Origin of the sequence: Nocardia sp. NBC_00508 (assembly GCF_036346875.1) — a bacterium.
Lineage (GTDB): Bacteria > Actinomycetota > Actinomycetes > Mycobacteriales > Mycobacteriaceae > Nocardia.
Genome location: NZ_CP107852.1, coordinates 1,686,556 through 1,707,456, shown reverse-complemented (window position 1 = coordinate 1,707,456; position 20,901 = coordinate 1,686,556). Strand labels below are relative to the sequence as shown.

Sequence of the window (20,901 nt, the reverse complement as noted above, 5' to 3'; positions counted from 1 at the left end):
GTCAGAAATAACCCTCTCGTTTGCGGTCTTCCATCGCCGCTTCGGACACGCGGTCGTCGCCGCGCGTGGCGCCGCGTTCGGTCAGTCGGGACGCGGCGACCTCGGCGAGGATCGCCTCGTTGTCGGCCGCGTCGGAAATGATGGCGCCGGTGGAGGATCCGTCGCCGACGGTGCGGTAGCGCACCGACCGGGTCTCCAGCACCTCGCCGTCGCGCGGACCGCCCCACACGCCGGGGGTCATCCACATGCCGTCGCGCAGATACACCGGACGCTCGTGCGCGTAGTAGATGCTCGCCAGGTCGATGTCCTCGCGAGCGATGTAGCGCCAGATGTCCAGCTCGGTCCAGTTGCTCAGCGGGAACACGCGCACGTGCTCGCCCGGCGCGTGGCGCCCGTTGTACAAGTTCCACAGCTCGGGACGCTGCCGCTTCGGATCCCACTGCCCGAAAGCGTTGCGCAGCGAGAAGATCCGCTCTTTCGCCCGCGAGCGTTCCTCGTCGCGGCGGCCGCCGCCGAACACGGCGTCGAACCGGTTCTCGCTGATCGCGTCCAGCAGCGGGATGGTCTGCAGCGGGTTGCGGATTCCGTCGGGACGCTCGGTGAGGCGGCCGTCGGCCAGGTAGTCCTCCACCTTGGCCACGTGCAGGCGCAGGTCGTAGCGTTCGACCACCTTGTCCCGGAACTCCAGCACCTCGGGCAGGTTGTGCCCGGTGTCCACGTGCAGCAGCGCGAACGGCAGCGGCGCGGGCCAGAACGCCTTGAGCGCCAAGTGCAGCAGCACGGTGGAGTCCTTGCCGCCGGAGAACAGGATCACCGGCCGCTCGAATTCGCCGGCCACCTCGCGGAAGATGTGGATCGACTCGGACTCCAGCGCGGCGAGTGTGTCGAAATCGCTGATGCCGAGGGAACGTTCGCTTCGGATGGTGTCGGTCATGATTGATGCAACCCGCATTCGGTCTTGGCGAGGCCGGCCCATCGGCCGCTTCGCGGATCGGATCCCGGCTCCGGCTTCCGTGTGCACGGAGCGCAGCCGATGGACGGATACCCCTCCTCCACCAGGGGGTTGACGAGGATGCCGTGCGTGGCGATGTATTCCTGCATCTCGTCGTCGGACCACGGCGCGATCGGGTTGATCTTCACCAGTCCGAACGCCTCGTCGAACGAGATGAGCGGCGCGTTGGCCCGCGTCGGGGCCTCCACCCGGCGGATGCCGGTGGCCCAGGCGTTGTACCCGGCGAGCGACTTCCGCAGCGGGACGACCTTGCGCAACCGGCAGCACTCGTTGGGTTCGCGGGCGAACAGATCCTTGCCGAGCAGCTGATCCTGTTCGGCGACCGTGTGTTCCGGCTCGGCGTTGACCACGTTCACCCCGTACACCGCCTCCACCGCGTCGCGCGTGCCGATGGTCTCGGCGAAGTGGTAGCCGGTGTCCAAGAAGAGCACGTCCACCCCGGCGCGGATCTGGGCGGCCAAATGCACCAGCACCGCGTCCTGCATGTTCGAGGCCACGATGTAGTTGGAACCGAAGGTGTTCTCGGTCCACTGCAGCAGTTCGGTGGCCGAGGCGCCGTCGAGTTCAGCGGCCCCGCGCGCGGCGATGGCGCGCAGTTCGTCCTCGGACAGCTTTTCCGCGAGTTCGGTTGTCACAGTTGATCTCCCGTTCACACTTATCTCAGGTCGGCCTCGTCGGCGCGTACCGCCCACTGCGCGAATCGTTCGCCGTCCTCGCGGTGCTTGACGAAGTTGCGCACCACCCGCTCGATGTAGTCGCCGAGCTCGCCGGTGGTCACCTTGTGCTGGCGCAGCTTGCGTCCGAAGGCGCTGTCGAAGCCCAGGCTGCCACCGAGGTGAACCTGGAAACCCTCCACCTGATTCCCGGCGCCGTCGTCGACCAACTGGCCCTTGAAGCCGATGTCGGCGATCTGCGAGCGGGCGCAGGAGTTCGGGCAGCCGTTGATGTTGATGGTGATCGGAACATCCAGCTGCGCGTTGAGATCCGCCAGCCGCTCCTCCAGTTCGGGCACCAGCACCTGGGACCGCTTGCGCGTCTCGGCGAAGGACAGCTTGCAGAACTCGATGCCGGAGCAGGCCATCAGGTTGCGCCGCCACAGCGACGGCCGGGCCTGCAAGCCGAGTGGTTCCAGCTCGTCGATCAGCGCGTCGACCTTGTCGTCGGCAACATCGAGCACGATCAGTTTCTGGTACGGGGTGAACCGGATGCGGTCGGAACCGATCCGCTCCACCGCGTCGGCGACCTTGGTCAGGATGGTGCCCGACACCCGGCCCGCGATGGGGGAGAAGCCGACGGCGTTGAGCCCGTTGCGCAGCCGCTGCACGCCGACGTGGTCGATCGGCTTGGTCGGCTGCTCCGGTGCGGGTCCGTCGATCAGCTTGCGCTTCAGATACTCGTCTTCGAGCACCTGACGGAACTTCTCGATGCCCCAGTCCTTGACCAGGAACTTCAGCCTGGCCTTGGTGCGCAGGCGGCGGTAGCCGTAGTCGCGGAACAACGCGACGACGCCCTCCCACACGTCGGGAACCTCGTCCAGCGGCACCCAGACGCCCACCCGCTGCGCGAGCATCGGATTGGTGGACAGGCCGCCGCCTACCCACAGGTCCAAGCCGGGGCCGTGTTCGGGGTGCTCCACGCCGACGAACGCGACGTCGTTGATCTCGTGCACGACGTCCTGCTGGCCGGAGATCGCCGTCTTGAACTTGCGCGGCAGGTTGGAGTACTCCTTCTTGCCGATGTAGCGGCGCACGATCTCCTCGATCGCGGGCGTGGGGTCGATGATCTCGGTCAGCGACTCGCCCGCCAGCGGGGAACCGAGCACCACGCGCGGGCAGTCGCCGCACGCCTCGGTGGTCTTCAGGCCGACCGCCTCGATCCGCTTCCAGATCTCGGGGACGTTCTCCACCTCGATCCAGTGGTACTGCACGTTCTCGCGATCGGAGAGATCGGCGGTGTCGCGCGCGAATTCGGTGGAGATCTGCCCGAGGGTGCGTAGCTGCGCGACGTTCAGCGCGCCGGCGTCGCAGCGGATGCGCATCATGAAGTACTCGGCTTCGAGGAGGTCGATGTTCTCGTCGCCGGTCCAGCTGCCGTCGTAGCCCTGCTCGCGCTGGGTGTACAGACCCCACCAGCGGAAGCGGCCGCGCAGGTCGCCCTTGTCGATGCCGTCGAAACCGGTCTTCGAGTAGATGTTCTCGATCCGGGTGCGGACGTTGAGCGGGTTGTCGTCCTTCTTGGACTGTTCGTTCGGGTTCAGCGGCTCGCGGTAGCCCAGCGCCCACTGGCCCTCGGCCTTGCGGCGCACGGGCTTGCCGGTGCGGACGCGCGGCCCGGCGGGCGCCTCGCGACGCGGGCGGTCCGGGCGGACGCGCCGCTCGGAGGCGGGGCGGTCGGCGCGCGCGTGGTGCCCCGGCCGGGATTCGGGCGTGGGCTGATCGGTCGGACCGCCGTCGATGCTCGACGTCATAGGGTCGCTCCTGCGGGGTGGGTGGTACATCCTGCTGAGGGCGTGAGGGGCTGACTCACGCCTACGGTGTCAGCGGGCCGAGGAAGTCGGGGATCGCCGGGGACCCGGGATCGGGCGCCGCTGAGCTACCGGAGGGAACCGGGCAGACAGCAGGCGCTGCAGACGCGCTTGTAATCGACGTGGCGACGTGCCACAAGTCGTACTCCCAAAGCGCGCATGCGGCCCATTGTGCCACGTCAGCGAGGGCCGTCCGACCCCGTGTGCGGTATTTTCCGTGCCGCTGCGGGAAATCCCCTGGACGCTCGACCTCGTTTGTGACGGCAGTCATAGTTCGCGACCCCGCCGCGGCGGGTGATACGTCCGTTTCCTCCCGTGTGACGCGCCACGCACTCCGCTTGACCTCGAGTTCGGTCGAGGTAGCACGCTGTGCGCCATGAGTACCGCAGCCATCGACACCGCCGCCGAGATCGACGCCATCCGCACGGTGGTCGCCGCCGTCGAACACGCCCAGCAGAACGAGCTCGTCGACGAGTTCGTCGCGCTGTTCCGGGAAGACGCCATCTGGACCACCGGGCACGGCAAACACCTCTTCGGCCGCGCCGCCATCGCCGAGTTCACCGCCCAGGTGCTGCCGGGGGCCACCGCGCACGGCAAGGCGACCTACGAGGTCGGGCACGTCCTGTTCATTCGCCCCGACGTGGCCGCGGTCAAGGTGCGCCAGCGCTACTTCACCAACGACGGCGCCCTGGACAGCGAGGGCTCTCCGATGTACGTCATGTCCAAGGAGGACGGCCGCTGGTTGCTCACCGCCAACCAGAACACCCCGGTTGTGGCGGACTGAGCCGGTCCGCGGTTCGGCCGCGCGATCGCAGCCGGCGGGCGGCGAAGCACCCGAAGGTGGCCTCCTCCTCGACGAGCGCCGTGACCATGTCCAAGTCGCTCGTGACGCAGTCCTCGCGCCGCCGGCTTGCCGGAGTTGCCGGGTCGCGTGGCGAGGTGTTTTTTCCCGCCAGGTGTCCCGGATGTCGGCGCCGACACGCCGACGTTCACACTGGACAGGTGAGTTCTTCCGCCACCGCGCCGCTGAGCGCCACCGCCTCCGCGCCGATGCTGCGCGATTTCGGGCGGGGGTCGTTCGGGGTGTACGTGCACGTTCCGTTCTGCGCGACGCGGTGTGGATACTGCGACTTCAACACCTATACGGCGGGTGAACTCGGCACCTCGGCGTCGCCGCAGTCGTGGCTCGAGGCGTTGCGTGGGGAGCTGGCGACTGCCGCGCGGGAGTTCGCGGCGTTGCCGACCGCGACACCGGAGGTGTCCACCGTTTTCGTCGGCGGGGGGACGCCCTCGCTGCTGGGCGGTGACGGGCTGGCCGCGGTCTTGGATGCCGTGCGCGGCGAGTTCACCCTCGCCCCCGGCGCCGAGGTCACCACGGAGTCCAATCCCGAGTCGACCTCACCGGAATTCTTCGAGCGCATCCGCGAGGCCGGGTTCACGCGGGTGTCGCTGGGCATGCAGTCCGCCGCGGCGCACGTGCTGAAGGTGCTCGACCGCACGCACACCCCGGGTCGTGCGGTGGCCGCCGCGCGGGAGGCGCGCGCCGCCGGATTCGAGCACGTCAATCTCGACCTGATCTATGGGACGCCGGGCGAGCGCGACGCCGATCTCGACGCCAGCTCGGACGCGGTGCTCGATGCGGGCGTCGACCATGTCTCGGCCTACTCGCTGATCGTCGAGGACGGCACCGCACTGGCCCGGCGGGTGCGTCGCGGCGAACTGCCCGCGCCGGACGACGACGTGCTCGCTGCCCGCTACGAACGCATCGACGCCAGGCTGCGCGCGGGCGGGCTCGACTGGTACGAGGTGTCGAACTGGGCGGCGAACGACGACGCGATCTGCCGGCACAACATCGGCTACTGGGACGGTGGCGACTGGCTCGGTGCGGGTCCGGGCGCGCACAGCCATGTCGGGGGAGTGCGCTGGTGGAACGTGAAACACCCGGCGCGGTACGCCGACCGGGTCGGCGCGGGCGGCTTGCCCGCGGCGGGCTGGGAAGCGCTCTCCGACGATGAGCGGTACACCGAGCGGATCATGCTCGCCGTTCGCCTGCGCACCGGCCTGCCCCTGGCTGATCTGGCCTCCACCGCCGCCCCCGCGGTCGACCGCGTGATAGCCGACGGTCTCGCCTTTCGCACCGGCGACCGCCTCGTCCTCACCGATCGAGGCCGCCTCCTCGCCGACGGCGTCGTCCGTGACCTGCTCGCCTGAACCGCGCCGGCGCCCATCGAGTCCGGTCGAGCCGCTGATCACGTGGGCCGTCGCCGATGCAGCAGGTGGCCACCTCACCGGGCGGGCCGAATCGTGGTGAACCTCGAGAAACGCGCGCCGGGGCCACGGTTTTCGGACGGCCGGGCCGGCTGGCGGCAGGCCGACCCACGGCTGCTTGTCCGCCGCCGACGTGTTCCGTTTGCGCCGAGGGGAACTGGGCAGCGGCCGTCCTCGGCGACGTCCGCGATGGGAACTCGCACAAGCGGTATGGCGTGTGATCGTGCCCCGCACGGGCCATGTCCGACTTCGGGTCGGGGATCCGGGGATCCGGCGAACTCCGCGTCCGGTTTCGGTCACGCGGCGCCGGTCGGCAACGTAGGCTTCGACCAACCCCAAGGAGACTCATGGCTTCGGCACCCCACATCACCCTTATCCATGAACCGGGCGAGTTCGCGGAAGCGCGGGCAGCGGAGAAAGCGGCGACCGCGCGCCAATGCGCCGTCGCCGCCCGCACCGTAGCCAGCTACGCGGAGAACGCCGCCGACTGCCAGTCCTTACTGGCGATGCTCGGCCTCGACGCCCGCGCGGGCAAGCAGGCGAGAATCCCCGATCGCCGCTGACTACGGCTCATCGGCGTCCAGCGCGACCCTGCGCCATTCCCGCGGAGAGAGTCCGTAGGCGGCGCGAAAGCGCCGGGCGAAATGGGACGGGTCGCGAAAACCCCAGCGCCGAGCGATCATCGAGATCGTCCGGTGCCGGTGGTCCGGCTTCGTCAGATCGGCGCGTACCTGCTCCAAGCGCTGGCTGATGATCCACTGCTCGAGGCTGTACTCCGCGTTCGCGCAGATCTTGTACAGCTGCCGGACCGACATGTTGTGCGCCTTGGCGACCTGTTCCGCGCCCAGATCGGGGTCGGCCAGGTTGCGCCGAACGTAGGCCCGCATCCGGGATAGCAGGATGTCCGACGGGACGACGGCGGCGTTGCCGTCGTCGCTGCCCGCCGACAACAGCAGTCCGCGAATCAATTCGATGCTGGCGCAGCCCGACAGCGCGGCCGCCGGGTCGGCGCTGAGCGCGTCGGCGACGGTGGTCAACTGGACGATGTGGTTGGCGACCAGCCGATAGTGCGGGCTGTCCTGCACCCGGGCCGCGGCCTGGCTGATCAGCTCGGCGGGCAAGCCGAGTTGATCGAGCGGCACGTGCAGGCAGGTGGACGCGCCGTCACCGTGCCAGCTGAAGTCGTAGGGCGCGTTCAGGTCCATCACGTGCAGTTCGCCGGGCCGCACAACGCGCTGCACGCCACCCTGCTCATACCTTCCGTCGCCCACCTGCTGTACCGCCACCGCCAGCACCGGCGCGGGTGAGGTGCGCACCTGCTTCGGCGTCCGGATGAGCTGAATACCCGAGGTGCGGGCACGAAAGATGCTCGCTTCGCCGAACTGCCACACGTCGAACGTGGCGTGGACACGCTCCTGGGGTCCGTCCAGCACGACGTGGGACGGTACCGACGCCTCCTGCACAGCTGTGGCCACCGCGTCCACCCGCTTGTGCGGCGCGATGGTGTCCGAATTGAACACGACCGTCATGGCAGCCTCCGTCGCAATTGGGACAGATTCGGCAATCCTCGCACGGACCCGGCCGATCGGGCCGTGCATTCTGAGCCGAGGATCGTGCACGGACAGTCATTTTTCCGGCCGCCGTGCGTCATACGCTGTCGAACGGTGATCGACAGGGGTCGATTCCCGTTTCGCCGTAGGAGGCATGGTGGCGCGACCACGATCACGTCCGGTGGTGTTCATTCATGGCCTGTGGATGCACAGCAGCAGCTGGGCGCCGTGGGTCGAACTGTTCGACGGCGCGGGGTACCAGGCCTCGGCGCCAGGGTGGCCCGGCGACGGCGAGACCCCTGAGGCCACCAGGAAGGATCCCGCACCGCTGAACAATCGCGGCATCGCCGAGGTCACCGACCACTATGCGGAGTTCATCTCCACGTTGCCGATGCCGCCGGTGGTCATCGGGCACTCCTTCGGCGGATTGATCGCCCAGAAACTGCTCGGGACCGGCTTCGCGAGCGCGTGTGTCGCCATCGCGCCCGCGCAGTTCAAAGGGGTGCTGACGCTGCCACCGGTGCAGCTGCGCAACGTGCTGCCGATCCTGGGCCGCCCCTGGCTGCGCGCCAAGACGTGGTCGCACACGGCCGAGAGCTACCACCGCGCCTTCGCCAACGGCGTGTCCCGCGCGGAGTCCGACCAGCTGTTCGCCGACTATGCCATCCCCGCGCCGGGACGCCCGCTGTTCCAGGCGGGACTGGCCAATGTCCTGCCGCGCAGCGAGGTGGCGGTCGACACCCGCAGCGACCGCGGGCCGCTGCTGATGATCGCCGGCGGCCTCGACCGCACCGTTCCGGAGGCCGCCGTGCGGTCGGCCTACCGGATCCAGCGCCGCAATCCGGCGGTGACCGAGCTCAGGGTCTTCGCCGATCGGGCACACTCCATGCCCGCCGATCACGGTTGGCGTGCGCTGGCGGATACCGCTTCGGAATTCCTCGCCGAGCACCTCCCGCCGGTGCGCGGCGCGTCGTAGTCCGACATCCATTCCAGATCGAAGGGAACATCCATGCCGACGATCACAACCACCGATGGCGTCGAGATCTACTACAAGGACTGGGGTTCGGGACACCCCGTGGTGTTCAGCCACGGCTGGCCGCTGAACGCGGACGCCTGGGACAACCAGATGAACCTGGTGGCAAGCAGAGGCTATCGCGCGATCGCGCACGATCGGCGCGGTCACGGCCGCTCCGGCCAGGTGTGGGGCGGGCACGACATGGACCACTACGCCGACGATCTCGCCGCCGTGCTCAACGAGCTGAACGTGACCGACGCCGTTCTGGTCGGGCACTCCACCGGCGGCGGCGAGGTCACCAGGTACCTGTCTCGGCACGGCACCTCCCGGGTCGCGAAAGCCGTTCTTGTCGGTGCGGTTCCGCCGCTGATGCTGCGGACCGACGCCAATCCCGAAGGACTGCCGATCGATGTCTTCGATGACATTCGCGCGGGCGTAGCCGCCGATCGCTCGCAGTTCTACCAGGATCTGTCCGCACTCTTCTACGGCGCGAATCGCGCGGGATCGTCTGTCTCGCAAGGTCTTCGGGACCATTTCTGGCTGATGGGCATGCAGGTCGGGCTGAAGGGCGCGCTGGACTGTGTCAAGGCCTTCTCGGAGACCGATTTCACCGCGGAACTGCCGAGCATCGATATTCCGATCCTGGTGGCGCATGGTGACGACGACCAGATCGTCCCTTTCGCGGCCTCGGCGGCCGAGACCGCGAGGCTGCTGCCGCGCGCCGAGCTGAAGGTGTATCCCGGTGCCCCGCATGGCCTATGCGGAGCATACGAAAAGGCATTCAACGCCGACCTGCTCGACTTCCTGAAGAACTGAGGAGGCGCGAACCCTATGAAGCCCAGACGTACCCTGCGCGGCGGCATGGCCGCGCTCGCCATCGCCATCGCCGCCGTCGTGTCCGGCGGCCCCGCGCAGGCGCAAACGTTACCCACCATCGTGCTCGTGCACGGCGCCTTCGCCGACACCACGAGCTGGGACGGCGTCGCGGCGCTGCTGCGCGAGCGCGGCTATCGCGTGGTGACGCCGGACAATCCGCTGCGCGGACCGGCCTATGACGCCGCTGCCGTGCAGCGGACACTGGACACGATCTCCGGTCCCATGGTGCTGGTCGGCCACTCCTACGGCGGCTTCGTGATCAGCAACGTGAATGATCCGCAGGTCGAATCGCTGGTCTACATCAACGCGTTCGCGCCGGTGCAAGGCGAGATCGCCCAAGCGGCCCTCGACCCGATCCGCTTTCCAGGCAGTCAACTGCTGCCGCCCGCGCTGCAGGTGAAGGTCGTCGACGACCCGCAGGGCATCGCGGGTAAAAACGTCGACGGCTACCTCGCACCCGACAGCTTCAACGCGGTCTTCGCCCAGGATGTCGACTCCGCGACGGCCGCCGACATGTTTGCGCACCAGCGCTCCATCGCGGTGGCCGCCAACCTCCAACCCTCCGGCCCGCCCTCGTGGTCGACCACCCCCAGCTGGTATCTGGTCGCGGCCGCCGACCGCGTGATCCCGCCGTCGTCGCAGCGCTTCATGGCCCAGCGCATGGGCGCCCGAACCAGCGAGATCGACGCCTCCCACGCCTCCCTGGTCTCCCAACCCGACGACGTCGCCGCGGTGGTCCAAGCCGCCGTTCCGAACTGATCGCTCCGCCGAGCAACCCCGCACTCTCAGTACAGACAAGTCGTTCCGCTCCCGGCAATTAGACTGGATAAACAGACGAACCGGGAATTCGCCGGTAATGGCTGGTGGGCGCCGGTACGGTGCGACCGGAGACGAAAGCGAGGAGGTGGGGCCGATGTCGAGCACCGAGGATCGGCGCTTCGAGGTCCTGCGCGCGATCGTCGCGGACTATGTCGCGACCAAGGAGCCGATCGGGTCGAAGTCGCTGGTCGATCGGCACAACCTGGGTGTTTCCAGCGCGACGGTGCGCAACGACATGGCGGTGCTCGAGGCCGAGGGCTACATCACACAACCGCACACGAGTTCCGGGCGGATACCCACCGACAAGGGCTATCGGCAGTTCGTGGACCGGATTTCCGAGGTGAAGCCGCTGTCGCCTGCGGAGCGCAGGGCGATCATGGAGTTCTTGGAGTCGGGCGTCGACCTCGATGACGTCCTGCGCCGTGGTGTCCGGTTGCTGGCCCAGCTGACCAGGCAGGTCGCGGTCGTGCAGTACCCCACCGTGTCGGCGTCCACGGTCCGGCACATCGAGGTGGTCGCGCTCAATCCGGCGCGGCTGCTGCTGGTGGTGATCACCGACACCGGCCGGGTCGACCAGCGCCTGGTGGAACTCGGCGCGCTGATCGATGACGACGATCTGGCCGCGCTGCGCGGCATGCTCGGCGGTGCGATGGACGGCAAGCGCCTGGCCTCGGCCTCGGCGGCGGTCGCGGAGCTGCCCGAGCGCGCGCCGCTGCGACTGCGCGACGTGCTGGTCCGGGTGTCCACGGTGCTGGTGGAGACGCTGGTGGAGCATCCGGAGGAACGATTGGTGCTCGGCGGCACCGCCAACCTCACCCGCAATGCCGCCGACTTCGGCTTCCCCGGCTCGTTGCGCGCGGTGCTGGAGGCGCTGGAGGAACAGGTGATCGTGCTCAAGCTGCTCGCCGCGGCCCAGCAGCCGGGGCGGGTCACGGTGCGGATCGGCGAGGAGACGCAGGTCGAGCAGATGCGCGGCACGTCGGTGGTGTCGACCGGCTATGGCGCGGCGGGCGCGGTGCTCGGCGGAATGGGCGTGCTCGGGCCGACCCGGATGGACTACCCAGGAACGATCGCCTCGGTGGCGGCTGTCGCCCGGTATATCGGCGAGGTCCTGGCCGAGCGCTGACGTGACACCGGCCACCCACGCCGCTGCTACGCTCGGACTTTCGGCCGGATAAAGTTGAGTGCACAAGACTAATGCTGTTGTCGGCGCGCGGTGAACGCGGGCGCGGGCACCGGCGGCACCGTCGAAACGACCAAGGACTAGAGAGCTCAAGTGGCACGGGACTACTACGGACTGCTCGGCGTCGCGAAGAACGCGACCGACCAGGAACTCAAGCGGGCATACCGCAAGCTGGCGCGTGAGCTCCACCCCGACGTCAACCCTGACGAGGCGGCGCAGGCCAAGTTCAAGGAAGTATCGACCGCCTACGAGGTGCTGTCGGACCCGGAGAAGCGGCGCATCGTCGACATGGGCGGTGACCCGCTGGAATCCGCCGGTGCCGGCGGCGCCGGATTCAACGGCGCCGGCTTCGGTGGGCTCGGCGACGTGTTCGAGGCGTTCTTCGGCGGTATGAGCGGATCGACCAGCGCGCGCAAACCGCGCGGGCGTGTCCAGCCGGGCGCCGACTCGCTGATCCGCACCAGGCTGAGCCTGGCCGAGTGCGCGGTCGGCGTGACCAAGCACCTGACCGTGGACACCGCGGTCCTGTGCGACCTCTGCCAGGGCTCCGGCACGAACGGCAAATCCAAGCCGGTGCGCTGCGAAACCTGCAGCGGCGCAGGCGAAGTCCAGTCCGTGCAGCGCTCCTTCCTCGGCCAGGTGCTCACCTCGCGTCCGTGCCCGACCTGCCGCGGCGCCGGTGAGACCATTCCGGACCCGTGTCAGAAGTGCGGCGGTGACGGCCGGGTGCGGGCGCGCCGCGAGATCGCCGCGCCGATTCCCGCGGGCGTCGCGAACGGTATGCGGGTGCGCCTGGCCGCGCAGGGCGAGGTCGGTCCGGGCGGCGGTCACGCGGGTGACCTCTACGTCGAGATCGTGGAGCAGCCGCACGACGTGTTCGTCCGCGACGGTGACGACCTGCACTGCACCATCCGGGTGCCGATGGTCGACGCGGCATTGGGTACCACGGTCGTGATCGACACGATCCTGGACGGCCCGACCGAGCTGACCATTCCGGCGGGCACCCAGCCCGGTGAGATCTCGGTGCTGCGTGGTCACGGTATGCCGCGGCTGCGCTCGGGCGCGCGCGGCGATCTGCTCGCGCACCTGGACATCGTGATCCCGGCCAAGCTGGACAGCAAGCAGACCGACATGCTGCGCAAGTTGAAGGGGATGCGCGAGCGCGAGCGCGCCGAGGTGATGTCGGCGCAGTCCGAGCACAACAGCGGGTTGTTCGCGCGGCTGCGCGCGTCGTTCAGCGGGCGCTAGGTGGCCGCGACCGTCTTCTACCTCGACGAGGTGCCCGAGCCGGGCGGGGTCGCGGTGCTCGACGGCCCGGAGGGCAGGCATGCCGCCACGGTGCGCCGCATCCGGGTCGGCGAGCCGATCACCCTCTCCGACGGACGTGGTGTGCTGGCGGAATCGGAAGTCGTTGCCGCGCACCGCGACCGCCTCGAGCTGACGGTGCGCAACCGGATACTCGCCGCCCCACCGGCCCCGCTGGTGACCGTTGTCCAGGCATTGCCCAAATCCGACCGTTCGGAGCTCGCGGTAGAGCTGATGACCGAGGCGGGCGCGGACGTCGTCATCCCGTGGCAGGCGGCGCGTTGTGTCGCGAACTGGGAAGGCAAGGCGGCCAAGGCGGTCGACAAGTGGCGCGCCGCGGCCCGCGCGGCCGCCCGCCAGTCCCGACGCGCCTACATCCCGGAGGTCGCCGACCTGCATCGCACGAAGGACCTGCTCGAGCTGGTCCGGAGGGCGAAGGCACACGGCGCGATCGTGGCGGCGCTGCATGAATCCGGCGCAGCGCGCTTCACCGAACTGCCTTTCGCCGACGCTGCCGAGATCATCCTCGTGGTCGGCCCGGAAGGCGGGCTGGACGATGCCGAACTGACGGCCCTGGTCGACGCGGGCGCGGACGTAACCCTGCTCGGCCCAACAGTTTTGCGGACGTCCACCGCGGCGGCGGTAGCTCTCGGCGCCCTGGGCGCTCTGACCCCGCGCTGGTGAAGTCCCCGGGCCGATCGGGCCAGCCCTCCTGGCGTAGGCGATGCCCGCCCCCGTGGGAGAGCGCCGGGTCACGCAGTCTTCGCGTGGGCAGCAGCATCGACTGCTCGATGAAACAGCAAGGCCCACACCAGCAATGCCGCGATCACCACGAGGACTCCGATGCCGCTGGCCAGTCCGAGCCACCCGGCGCGGGCGTAGGCGATGCCCGCCACACCGCCGATGACCGCGCCGCCGAGGTAGTACGCGAACAAGTAGAGCGACGAGGCCGCGCCGCGGTTGCCTTCGGCCATCGCGCCGACCCATGCGCTGGCGGCGGTGTGCGCGCCGAAGAACCCTGCGGTGTAGAGCAATACGCCGAGAATCACCATGCCGAGGTGATCCGGGATCGTGACCGCCAGCCCGGCCGCCATCACCGCGAGCGACGCCGTGAGCACCCTCTGCCTGCCGACCCGGTCGGCCAGGCGCCCGGACATCGCAGACGCCGCCGTTCCGGCCAGGTACAGCACGAACACCAGCCCGGCCAGCGCCTCCGGCAACCCGAACGGCGCCGCGATCAGCCGGTAGCCGAGATAGTTGTACAGCGAGACGAACCCGCCCATCAGCACGAACGCCAACCCGAACAGCGCGAGCAGCCCGGGATGACGCAGCTGACCCGCCAGATCGCCGCGTATCGTGTGGATCCCGGCGGGTCGCGGGACGAAGCCGCGCGACGGCGGCAACCACCGGACGAACCACACCGTGCAGGCCGCCGCGGCGAGTGAAGCAACTGCCTGTGCCCAGCGCCAGGACGCGAAGTCCAGGGTGAATGCCGGAATCAAGCGTCCGGCCAACCCGCCGACCGTGGTCCCCGCTACATAGATTCCCATCGCGGCGCCCAACCCGTCGCTACCGATCTCCTCCGCGAGGCAGGCCATCGCCACCGCGGGCACGCCCGCCAATGCGATGCCTTGGAGCGCTCGGCCGGTGAGCAGCAATTCCAGTGACGGGCTCAGCGGTAGCAGCAGGCCGATCGCTGCCGTCGCGACGGCGGAGCCGATCATCACCCTGGTGCGTCCGATGTGGGACGACAACGCGCTCACCGGGATGATCGCCAGCGCCAAGAAGCCGGTGGTGAGCGACACCGCGAGCGCTGCCTGTGCCGGTGTCGCTCCGAACGCGGCCGAGAGGCTCGGCAGCAGGGCTTGGGCGCTGTACATCGACGCGAAGGTCGTCAGACCCGCGGCGAACAGCGCCGTGATGATCCTGCGTTCGTGCGTGACATCCGTCTCCGCTGTGCGCTGCGTCGTGGTCATGGCTCCTCCTGTCGTCCAGGATCACCAGTCGCGCTTCGGAACGGAAATGAATAATGATGACAGAGTTGATGCGGTGGCTGCATATAGGGAGGCTGGAGATGCTTGGCGAGGATCTGGAGTGGTTCACGACACTCGCCGAACTGGAACGAGTCGGCGCGGCGGCGGATCGGCTGCACATCGCCCAGCCGACCCTGTCGCGCATGCTGGCGCGGTTGGAGCGCAGGGTGGGCGTCGAACTGTTCGACCGGCGCGGAAAGCGCATCACCCTCAACGAGTTCGGCCGGATCTATTACGAACACGCGCGCCGCGCCCAGTCCGAGCTGGACGCGGCGAAACAGGCCGTCGCCGATCGCGCCAATCCGGCGAAAGGCGGCGTCCGACTGTCCTTCCAGCATTCCTTCGGTGCCTCGCTGGTGCCGCAGCTGATCAGCGGGTTCCGGCGCGTCTCGGGCCGGATCACGATCACACTGTGGCAAGGCGCGGCCGAAGCGGTAACCGAGCGAGTGCTCGAGGGAGCGGCGGATCTGGGCATCGTCTCGCCTCGTCCGGCCGTCGCTGGTGTCGGCTGGCGGGCCGTGCTGCGGCAGCCGCTGGTCCTCGCGCTGCCCCCGGAACACCGGCTGGCCGGGCGGCGGCAGGTCCGGCTCGCGGAGGTTGCCGACGCGGAGTTCATCACAATGCACCGAGGGTTCGGGATGCGGCGCATCTTCGACGAGTTGTGCGCGGCGGCGGATATCCGGCCGCGGATCGCGTTCGAGTCGAGCGATCTGGTCAGCGTGGCCGGGCTGGTGTCGGCAGGATTGGGGGTGGCGATCCTGCCGAGGGAAGACCGGCTGTCGGCGGGCCCGCTGTCCGGCCCGGTAACGGTGCCGCTCGCCGACGCGGGTGCCGCTCGCACGGTCGGGCTGGTCTGGCCCGCCGCCGCGACGCCGTCGGACGCGGTGCGGCGCTTCCGTGATTTCACCGAGGATTGGGCACGCCGACGTGGGGGAACCCCGTGAGCACCGGGTCCCGTTAGCAGCTTATTCACTGGGCGGTGTCGGTGGGGCGCGTTAAACTTTCCTCAATACCGCAGCAGTCGAGACCGGAAAGCAGGCTATAGCCACTTTTGAGAACACAAGGCGAGATCGGCGACCCGACCACCCCAGCGGCGGGCATCGGCGCCAGCGACAGCGGTTCGGGTCCGGCAGCGCGCACTGTGCGTTCGAGTATCGAACTCGCTCCCGAATCCGTGTTCCCCTTCCTCGGTTCCGCCGACCAGAATCTGCGTGAACTCGAATCCCTCCTCGACGCGGACATCCACGTCCGGGGCAATTCCGTGACCCTCACCGGCAGGGCGGCCGACGTCGCGCTGGCCGAGCGGGTCATCGAGCAGTTGGTCGCACTCACCGGCCGCAACCGCGTGGTCACCCCCGAGGCGGTGCGGCATACCGTATCGATGCTCACCGAGGGCACCAGCGAGTCCCCCGCCGAGGTGCTCAGCCTGGACATCCTGTCCCGGCGCGGCAGGACCATCCGGCCCAAGACGCTCAACCAGAAGCGCTACGTCGACGCGATCGACGCCAACACCATCGTGTTCGGCATAGGCCCCGCCGGTACCGGCAAGACGTACCTGGCGATGGCCAAGGCGGTGCAGGCGCTGCAGTCCAAGCAGGTCAACCGCATTATTCTCACCCGTCCCGCGGTCGAGGCGGGGGAGCGGCTCGGCTTCCTGCCCGGCACGCTGAACGAGAAGATCGACCCGTACCTGCGCCCGCTCTACGACGCGCTGCACGACATGATGGATCCGGAGGCCATTCCCAAGCTGATGGCGGCCGGTGTCATCGAGGTCGCGCCGCTGGCGTACATGCGGGGCAGGACCCTGAACGACTCGTTCATCCTCCTCGACGAGGCGCAGAACACCACGGCCGAGCAGATGAAGATGTTCCTCACCCGTCTCGGCTTCGGCTCGAAGATCGTGGTGACCGGTGACGTCACGCAGGTCGACCTGCCCACCGGCGCGCGGTCGGGTCTGCGCGCCGCCAGTGAGATCCTCACCGAGATCGAGGACATCCACTTCGCCGAACTCACCAGCAGCGACGTGGTCCGCCACCGGTTGGTTTCGGACATCGTCGACGCCTACGACCGGTTCGAGGCCGAGTCGCGTCCGCCGGTGGCCCCGCATTACGGCGGCAACCGGGCGCAGCGGCGCGCCGCGAGCCGGGGCGACCGCCGGTAACACGTTCCGGCTCGGCGGGGCTCCGCTCCGCCGAGACGATCGGCGAGATCGTAGGCTATTCGGGTGAGCATCGAGATCGCCAACGAATCGGGTATCGACGTGCCCGAAGAAGAGCTGGTCAGCGTCGCGCGGTTCGTGATCGCGCGAATGGACGTGCACCCGGCCGCGGAACTGTCCATGGTGCTCGTCGATCTCGATACCATGGCCGACCTGCACATGCGCTGGATGGACTTGCCCGGCCCGACCGATGTCATGTCCTTCCCGATGGACGAACTCGAGCCCGGCGGACGGCCCGACAGCCCCGAACCCGGCCCGTCCATGCTGGGCGACATCGTGTTGTGCCCCGAGTTCGCCGCGGGCCAAGCGCGCAAGGCCGGTCACTCGCTGGACCACGAACTCGCGCTGCTCACCGTGCACGGCGTGCTCCACCTGCTCGGCTACGACCATGCCGAGCCGGAGGAGGAAAAGGAGATGTTCGCGTTGCAGGCCACGCTGCTCGAGGAGTGGTACGAGAGCCTGCAGGAAGCCCAGCGCCGGGCCGAACTCGCCGAACGCGACGCGCGGTTGCTGGGTAAGGCGGGATTCACCACACCGGGTGATTCCCTGGGTCCCGCGTGAATTCTCTGACCCTCGTTTTGCTGGCGGTCCTGCTCATCTCGGTGGGTGGGGTCTTCGCCGGTGTCGACTCCGCGCTGAACACGATCTCGCCCGCCCGCGTCGAGGACATGGTGCGTGCCGAACGGCCCGGTGCGGTGCGGCTGAGCCGGATCGTCGCCGACCGGGCGCGCTACGTGAATCTCATGGTGCTGCTGCGGATCCTGTGCGAGATCGGCGCCACGGTGCTGCTGGCGGCTGGGCTGATGCAGGTCTGGGCGGACAACTGGGCGCTGCTGGTCACCGCAGTGGTGATGGTGCTGGTGTCCTATGTGGTGATCGGAGTCGGTCCGCGCACGCTCGGTCGTCAGCACGCGTACTCGATCGCGCTGGTCACGGCACTGCCGCTGCAGTTCATCGGAGCGCTGCTCGGCCCGCTCAGCAGGCTGCTGATTCTGATCGGCAACGCGATCACCCCCGGCAAGGGTTTTCGCAACGGCCCGTTCGCCTCCGAGATCGAGCTGCGCGAAGTGGTCGAGATGGCCGGTGAGCGCGGCGTGGTGGCCGACGACGAACGCAGAATGATCCAGTCGGTCTTCGAACTCGGCGACACCCCCGCCCGCGCGGTGATGGTGCCGCGCACCGAGATGGTTTGGATCGAGGCGGACAAGACCGCGGCGCAGGCGATGTCGCTCGCGGTGCGATCCGGGCACTCGCGCATCCCGGTGATCGGCGAGAACGTCGACGACATCCTCGGTGTGGTGTACCTGAAAGACCTTGTACCCTTTGCGGATCGCAGCCGTAAGGTGCAAGTGCGCGAGGTCATGCGGCCCGCGGTGTTCATGCCCGATTCCAAACCGCTGGATACTCTGCTCGACGAGATGCAGCGCAGGCGCAATCACATGGCGTTGCTGGTGGACGAGTACGGCGGCATCGCGGGGTTGGTGACCATCGAGGACGTGCTCGAGGAGATCGTCGGTGAGATCGCCGACGAGTACGACACCGACGAGACCCCGCCGATCGAAGACCTCGGCGACGGACGTTACCGGGTATCGGCCCGGCTGTCGGTGGAGGATCTCGGCGAGCTGTACGGGCTGGAGATCGAGGAGGAGGACGTCGACACGGTCGGCGGCCTGCTGGCGCACGAACTCGGGCGGGTGCCGCTGCCCGGTTCGAAGGTCGAGGTGCACGGGCTGGTGCTGCGCGGTGAAGGCGGCGCGGACGCGCGGGGACGGGTGCGGGTGAACACGGTTGTGGTCCGCAAGGCGCGCGAGAAGGTCCCGGCTGGGAAGACCAACGGCGACAACCCCAATGGCAAGCGCAAGGCCAATGGATCGGAGCGGGAGACCCCGGCCGATCGTGACGAGGACGGAGACAGCGAATGACCGAACTGGACGCCGAGGACAACAAGCTGGTCGTGCTGGCCCGCGGGGCGCTCGGCCGCACCGGCGGGGCGAGTGGAGCGGCCATCCGCGACACGGACGGACGAACCTACGCCGCGGGCGAGGTGAACCTGACCGCGCTGCGGCTGACGGCGCTGCAAGCCGCCGTGGCCGCCGCGCTGTCCAGCGGCGCAGAGGGATTCGAGGCGGCCGTTGTGGTCGGCGGGCGGTTGTCCGATTTCGGTGTCACCGCGGTGCGTGAGGTCTCGGCGGAGGCGCGGATCATCTTCACCGACCGTGACGGCGCGGTGTTCGAGATCGTCGACGATTCGGCCGACGCCGCCGACGCGGTGGCCGCCGACTCGGGCGAGGTGCGCGGTGGCTGACCGGTCCGATGCCCGGGAGAAGGACGAATTCCGTTCCGGGTTCGTCTGTTTCGTCGGCCGTCCGAACACCGGTAAGTCGACGCTGACCAACGCGCTGGTCGGCGCGAAGATCGCGATCACCTCCTCGCGCCCGCAGACCACCAGGCACACCATTCGCGGCATCGTGCACCGCGAGCACGCCCAGCTGATCCTGGTCGACACCCCCGGCTTGCACCGTCCGCGCACACTGCTCGGCCAGCGCCTCAACGACCTTGTGCGCGATACGTATTCGGAAGTCGACGTGATCGCACTGTGCATCCCGGCCGACGAGAAGATCGGCCCTGGTGACCGCTGGATCGTGCAGCAGATCAAGCAGATGGCGCCGAAGACCACGCTGCTCGGCGTAGTCACCAAGATCGACAAGGTGAGCCGCGACCAGGTCGCCGAACAACTGCTCGCGGTCTCCCAGCTGCTCGGCCCCGACGCCGACGTGGTGCCGGTGTCGGCGGTCAAGGGCGAACAGGTCGAGGTCCTCGTCGACGTCATCGCCTCGAAGATGCCGGAGGGCCCGGCGTTCTACCCCGACGGCGAACTCACCGACGAGCCCGAGGAAACCCTGATGGCCGAGCTCATCCGCGAGGCCGCGCTAGAAGGCGTCCGCGACGAGCTGCCGCACTCGCTGGCCGTCGTCATCGAGGAGGTCCTACCCTACGAGGAACGCGAGGACATGCTCGACGTCCACGCCCTCCTCTACGTCGAGCGCCCCAGCCAGAAAGCCATCGTCATCGGCAAGGGCGGCTCCCGCCTGAAGGAAGTCGGCACCAACGCCCGCAAACAGATCGAACACATCCTCGGCACGCGGATCTATTTGAATCTGCATGTGAAGGTGGCGAAGGACTGGCAGCGCGACCCGAAACAACTCGGGAAACTGGGCTTCTGACCAATCATAGAGCGACGACCGCTACTGAAGATGCGATGTGCCGCGTTGCTCCAGCGCCGCAGTGATCAGCGCGCGCGCCTGGCTTCCATAACTCGCCTGCTGGTGTAGCCGACTCCAGGTTTTCTCGTAGTAAGCGAGTTCCCGTGGCTGGGTGATGGTCAGACCGGCCGAGATGGTCTCGATTTCGGCCATCCGGGTATCGAGCAGCACGAAACACGTTGTCGTGTAAATGAAATGCGCGGTTCTCGCGATGATGCCGAGACTCAGCCGCGGCAACGCCATCACGCCGAGCAAATGCTCGAGCTGAGTGCGCATCACCTGATCGTCGCCGACTGTGGTGTAAAGGGCCTGCTCACCGAGAAGGACGGTCACCCGGTGGATTCCGTGGTGGAGGATCTGTTGCCGGGCGAGGCGTGCCTGGACGGCTCGGTCGATGTCGTCAACGCCGCCGACGAAATCGATGCAAGTCGAGAGGATTGCGCGGGCATATGGCTCGGTCTGCAACAGGCCGGGAATCGCGGCAGGCTCGTAATTCCGGATCGTCTTCGCGCGTGCCTCGAGTTCGACACGGCGGCGTTGTTGGTGCGCGTGCCCAGTTGCGGCGACTCGTCGCCATTCCTGCCAGAGCGCATCGACGTTCGCGAGAGCCGCGCGCAGATCGGGCAGCAGGAGTTCAGCGTCGCACAGTCGGCACCAGATCGCGATATCGCTGTCGGAAGGGGTCTGCTTGCCGTGCTCGATGCGTGAGACTTTTGCCGAATGCCAGCCGGCCGCGGTTGCGAGCTGCACGCCGGTGAGCTGTGCAGCTTTGCGGATTTCGCGCAGGCGCGCGCCGAATGCGGCCCGCGCCTGTTCGACTCCGCTAGTGCCCATC

22 protein-coding genes are annotated in these 20,901 nt (G+C 68.4%); 15 read left to right on the top strand and 7 right to left on the bottom strand.

Translation table 11 applies throughout. From position 1 onward, the window contains the following. Position 1: 1 nt before the first annotated feature. From cysD to OHA40_RS34685, 4 genes are all read right to left on the bottom strand, one after another. Positions 2 to 952, bottom strand: coding sequence for a sulfate adenylyltransferase subunit CysD (cysD, locus tag OHA40_RS07685; protein WP_442943943.1), 951 nt, complete (start codon positions 950 to 952; stop codon positions 2 to 4). Continuing rightward, the gene (locus OHA40_RS07680) at positions 931 to 1,647 is read right to left on the bottom strand and encodes a phosphoadenylyl-sulfate reductase (protein ID WP_330232374.1); all 717 of its coding nucleotides are present in this window, start codon (positions 1,645 to 1,647) and stop codon (positions 931 to 933) included. Before OHA40_RS07680 ends, cysD begins: the two co-directional genes overlap by 22 nt. Before the next feature lie 20 nt (positions 1,648 to 1,667). Continuing rightward, complete coding sequence (locus tag OHA40_RS07675) at positions 1,668 to 3,479, bottom strand: nitrite/sulfite reductase (RefSeq protein ID WP_330232373.1); 1,812 nt, start codon at positions 3,477 to 3,479, stop codon at positions 1,668 to 1,670. 125 nt (positions 3,480 to 3,604) lie between these two features. Beyond that, a complete protein-coding gene (locus tag OHA40_RS34685) occupies positions 3,605 to 3,697 on the bottom strand; it encodes an Ms4527A family Cys-rich leader peptide (protein ID WP_369122979.1) in 93 nt (30 codons plus the stop codon). Positions 3,698 to 3,912: 215 nt separating this feature from the next. On the opposite strand from OHA40_RS34685, the gene OHA40_RS07670 reads away from it, so the two are divergent. The 3 genes from OHA40_RS07670 (at position 3,913) to OHA40_RS07660 (ending at position 6,367) form a co-directional block, all read left to right on the top strand. Continuing rightward, positions 3,913 to 4,320, top strand: a complete 408-nt coding sequence (locus OHA40_RS07670; RefSeq protein ID WP_330232372.1) for an SgcJ/EcaC family oxidoreductase — start codon at positions 3,913 to 3,915, stop codon at positions 4,318 to 4,320. Between the two features lie 266 nt (positions 4,321 to 4,586). Beyond that, positions 4,587 to 5,747 (top strand): radical SAM family heme chaperone HemW, encoded by a 1,161-nt coding sequence (hemW, locus tag OHA40_RS07665; RefSeq protein ID WP_330234082.1) that lies wholly within the window; start codon positions 4,587 to 4,589, stop codon positions 5,745 to 5,747. Positions 5,748 to 6,151: 404 nt separating this feature from the next. Continuing rightward, complete coding sequence (locus tag OHA40_RS07660) at positions 6,152 to 6,367, top strand: hypothetical protein (protein ID WP_330232371.1); 216 nt, start codon at positions 6,152 to 6,154, stop codon at positions 6,365 to 6,367. On the opposite strand, the gene OHA40_RS07655 is transcribed toward OHA40_RS07660, so the two are convergent. Continuing rightward, entirely contained in the window at positions 6,368 to 7,333 is a 966-nt protein-coding gene (locus OHA40_RS07655) for a helix-turn-helix domain-containing protein (protein ID WP_330232370.1), read from the bottom strand. It abuts the gene before it with no gap. Positions 7,334 to 7,535: 202 nt separating this feature from the next. On the opposite strand from OHA40_RS07655, the gene OHA40_RS07650 reads away from it, so the two are divergent. From OHA40_RS07650 to OHA40_RS07625, 6 genes are all read left to right on the top strand, one after another. Continuing rightward, positions 7,536 to 8,330, top strand: coding sequence for an alpha/beta hydrolase (locus OHA40_RS07650; RefSeq protein ID WP_330232369.1), 795 nt, complete (start codon positions 7,536 to 7,538; stop codon positions 8,328 to 8,330). Positions 8,331 to 8,363: 33 nt separating this feature from the next. Further along, positions 8,364 to 9,185, top strand: coding sequence for an alpha/beta fold hydrolase (locus tag OHA40_RS07645; protein ID WP_330232368.1), 822 nt, complete (start codon positions 8,364 to 8,366; stop codon positions 9,183 to 9,185). 15 nt (positions 9,186 to 9,200) lie between these two features. Next, positions 9,201 to 10,004 (top strand): alpha/beta fold hydrolase, encoded by an 804-nt coding sequence (locus OHA40_RS07640; RefSeq protein WP_330232367.1) that lies wholly within the window; start codon positions 9,201 to 9,203, stop codon positions 10,002 to 10,004. Positions 10,005 to 10,158: 154 nt separating this feature from the next. Further along, complete coding sequence (gene hrcA / locus OHA40_RS07635) at positions 10,159 to 11,190, top strand: heat-inducible transcriptional repressor HrcA (protein ID WP_330232366.1); 1,032 nt, start codon at positions 10,159 to 10,161, stop codon at positions 11,188 to 11,190. Between the two features lie 150 nt (positions 11,191 to 11,340). Continuing rightward, positions 11,341 to 12,495 carry a molecular chaperone DnaJ gene (gene dnaJ / locus OHA40_RS07630; protein ID WP_330232365.1) on the top strand — a complete coding sequence of 385 codons (1,155 nt, stop codon included), beginning with the start codon at positions 11,341 to 11,343 and terminating at the stop codon, positions 12,493 to 12,495. Then, positions 12,496 to 13,236, top strand: coding sequence for a 16S rRNA (uracil(1498)-N(3))-methyltransferase (locus OHA40_RS07625; protein WP_330232364.1), 741 nt, complete (start codon positions 12,496 to 12,498; stop codon positions 13,234 to 13,236). Positions 13,237 to 13,304: 68 nt separating this feature from the next. On the opposite strand, the gene OHA40_RS07620 is transcribed toward OHA40_RS07625, so the two are convergent. Then, entirely contained in the window at positions 13,305 to 14,528 is a 1,224-nt protein-coding gene (locus tag OHA40_RS07620; RefSeq protein ID WP_330232363.1) for an MFS transporter, read from the bottom strand. 98 nt (positions 14,529 to 14,626) lie between these two features. Here OHA40_RS07620 and OHA40_RS07615 point away from each other — a divergent pair, with 98 nt between their 5' ends. From OHA40_RS07615 to era, 6 genes are all read left to right on the top strand, one after another. Then, the gene (locus tag OHA40_RS07615; RefSeq protein WP_330232362.1) at positions 14,627 to 15,529 is read left to right on the top strand and encodes a LysR family transcriptional regulator; all 903 of its coding nucleotides are present in this window, start codon (positions 14,627 to 14,629) and stop codon (positions 15,527 to 15,529) included. Between the two features lie 155 nt (positions 15,530 to 15,684). After that, on the top strand, positions 15,685 to 16,746 hold the full coding sequence (locus OHA40_RS07610) for a PhoH family protein (RefSeq protein ID WP_330234081.1): 1,062 nt from the start codon (positions 15,685 to 15,687) through the stop codon (positions 16,744 to 16,746). Between the two features lie 63 nt (positions 16,747 to 16,809). Further along, positions 16,810 to 17,364 carry an rRNA maturation RNase YbeY gene (gene ybeY / locus OHA40_RS07605; protein WP_330232361.1) on the top strand — a complete coding sequence of 185 codons (555 nt, stop codon included), beginning with the start codon at positions 16,810 to 16,812 and terminating at the stop codon, positions 17,362 to 17,364. Then, on the top strand, positions 17,361 to 18,725 hold the full coding sequence (locus OHA40_RS07600; protein ID WP_330232360.1) for a hemolysin family protein: 1,365 nt from the start codon (positions 17,361 to 17,363) through the stop codon (positions 18,723 to 18,725). The genes ybeY and OHA40_RS07600 overlap by 4 nt, the downstream gene beginning before the upstream one ends. Beyond that, positions 18,722 to 19,108 carry a cytidine deaminase gene (locus OHA40_RS07595; protein WP_330232359.1) on the top strand — a complete coding sequence of 129 codons (387 nt, stop codon included), beginning with the start codon at positions 18,722 to 18,724 and terminating at the stop codon, positions 19,106 to 19,108. Before OHA40_RS07600 ends, OHA40_RS07595 begins: the two co-directional genes overlap by 4 nt. After that, on the top strand, positions 19,101 to 20,027 hold the full coding sequence (era, locus tag OHA40_RS07590) for a GTPase Era (RefSeq protein WP_330232358.1): 927 nt from the start codon (positions 19,101 to 19,103) through the stop codon (positions 20,025 to 20,027). Before OHA40_RS07595 ends, era begins: the two co-directional genes overlap by 8 nt. Before the next feature lie 21 nt (positions 20,028 to 20,048). Here era and OHA40_RS07585 read toward each other — a convergent pair whose 3' ends face one another. Then, the gene (locus tag OHA40_RS07585) at positions 20,049 to 20,900 is read right to left on the bottom strand and encodes a helix-turn-helix domain-containing protein (protein WP_330232357.1); all 852 of its coding nucleotides are present in this window, start codon (positions 20,898 to 20,900) and stop codon (positions 20,049 to 20,051) included. Between the last annotated feature and the right edge of the window lies 1 nt (position 20,901).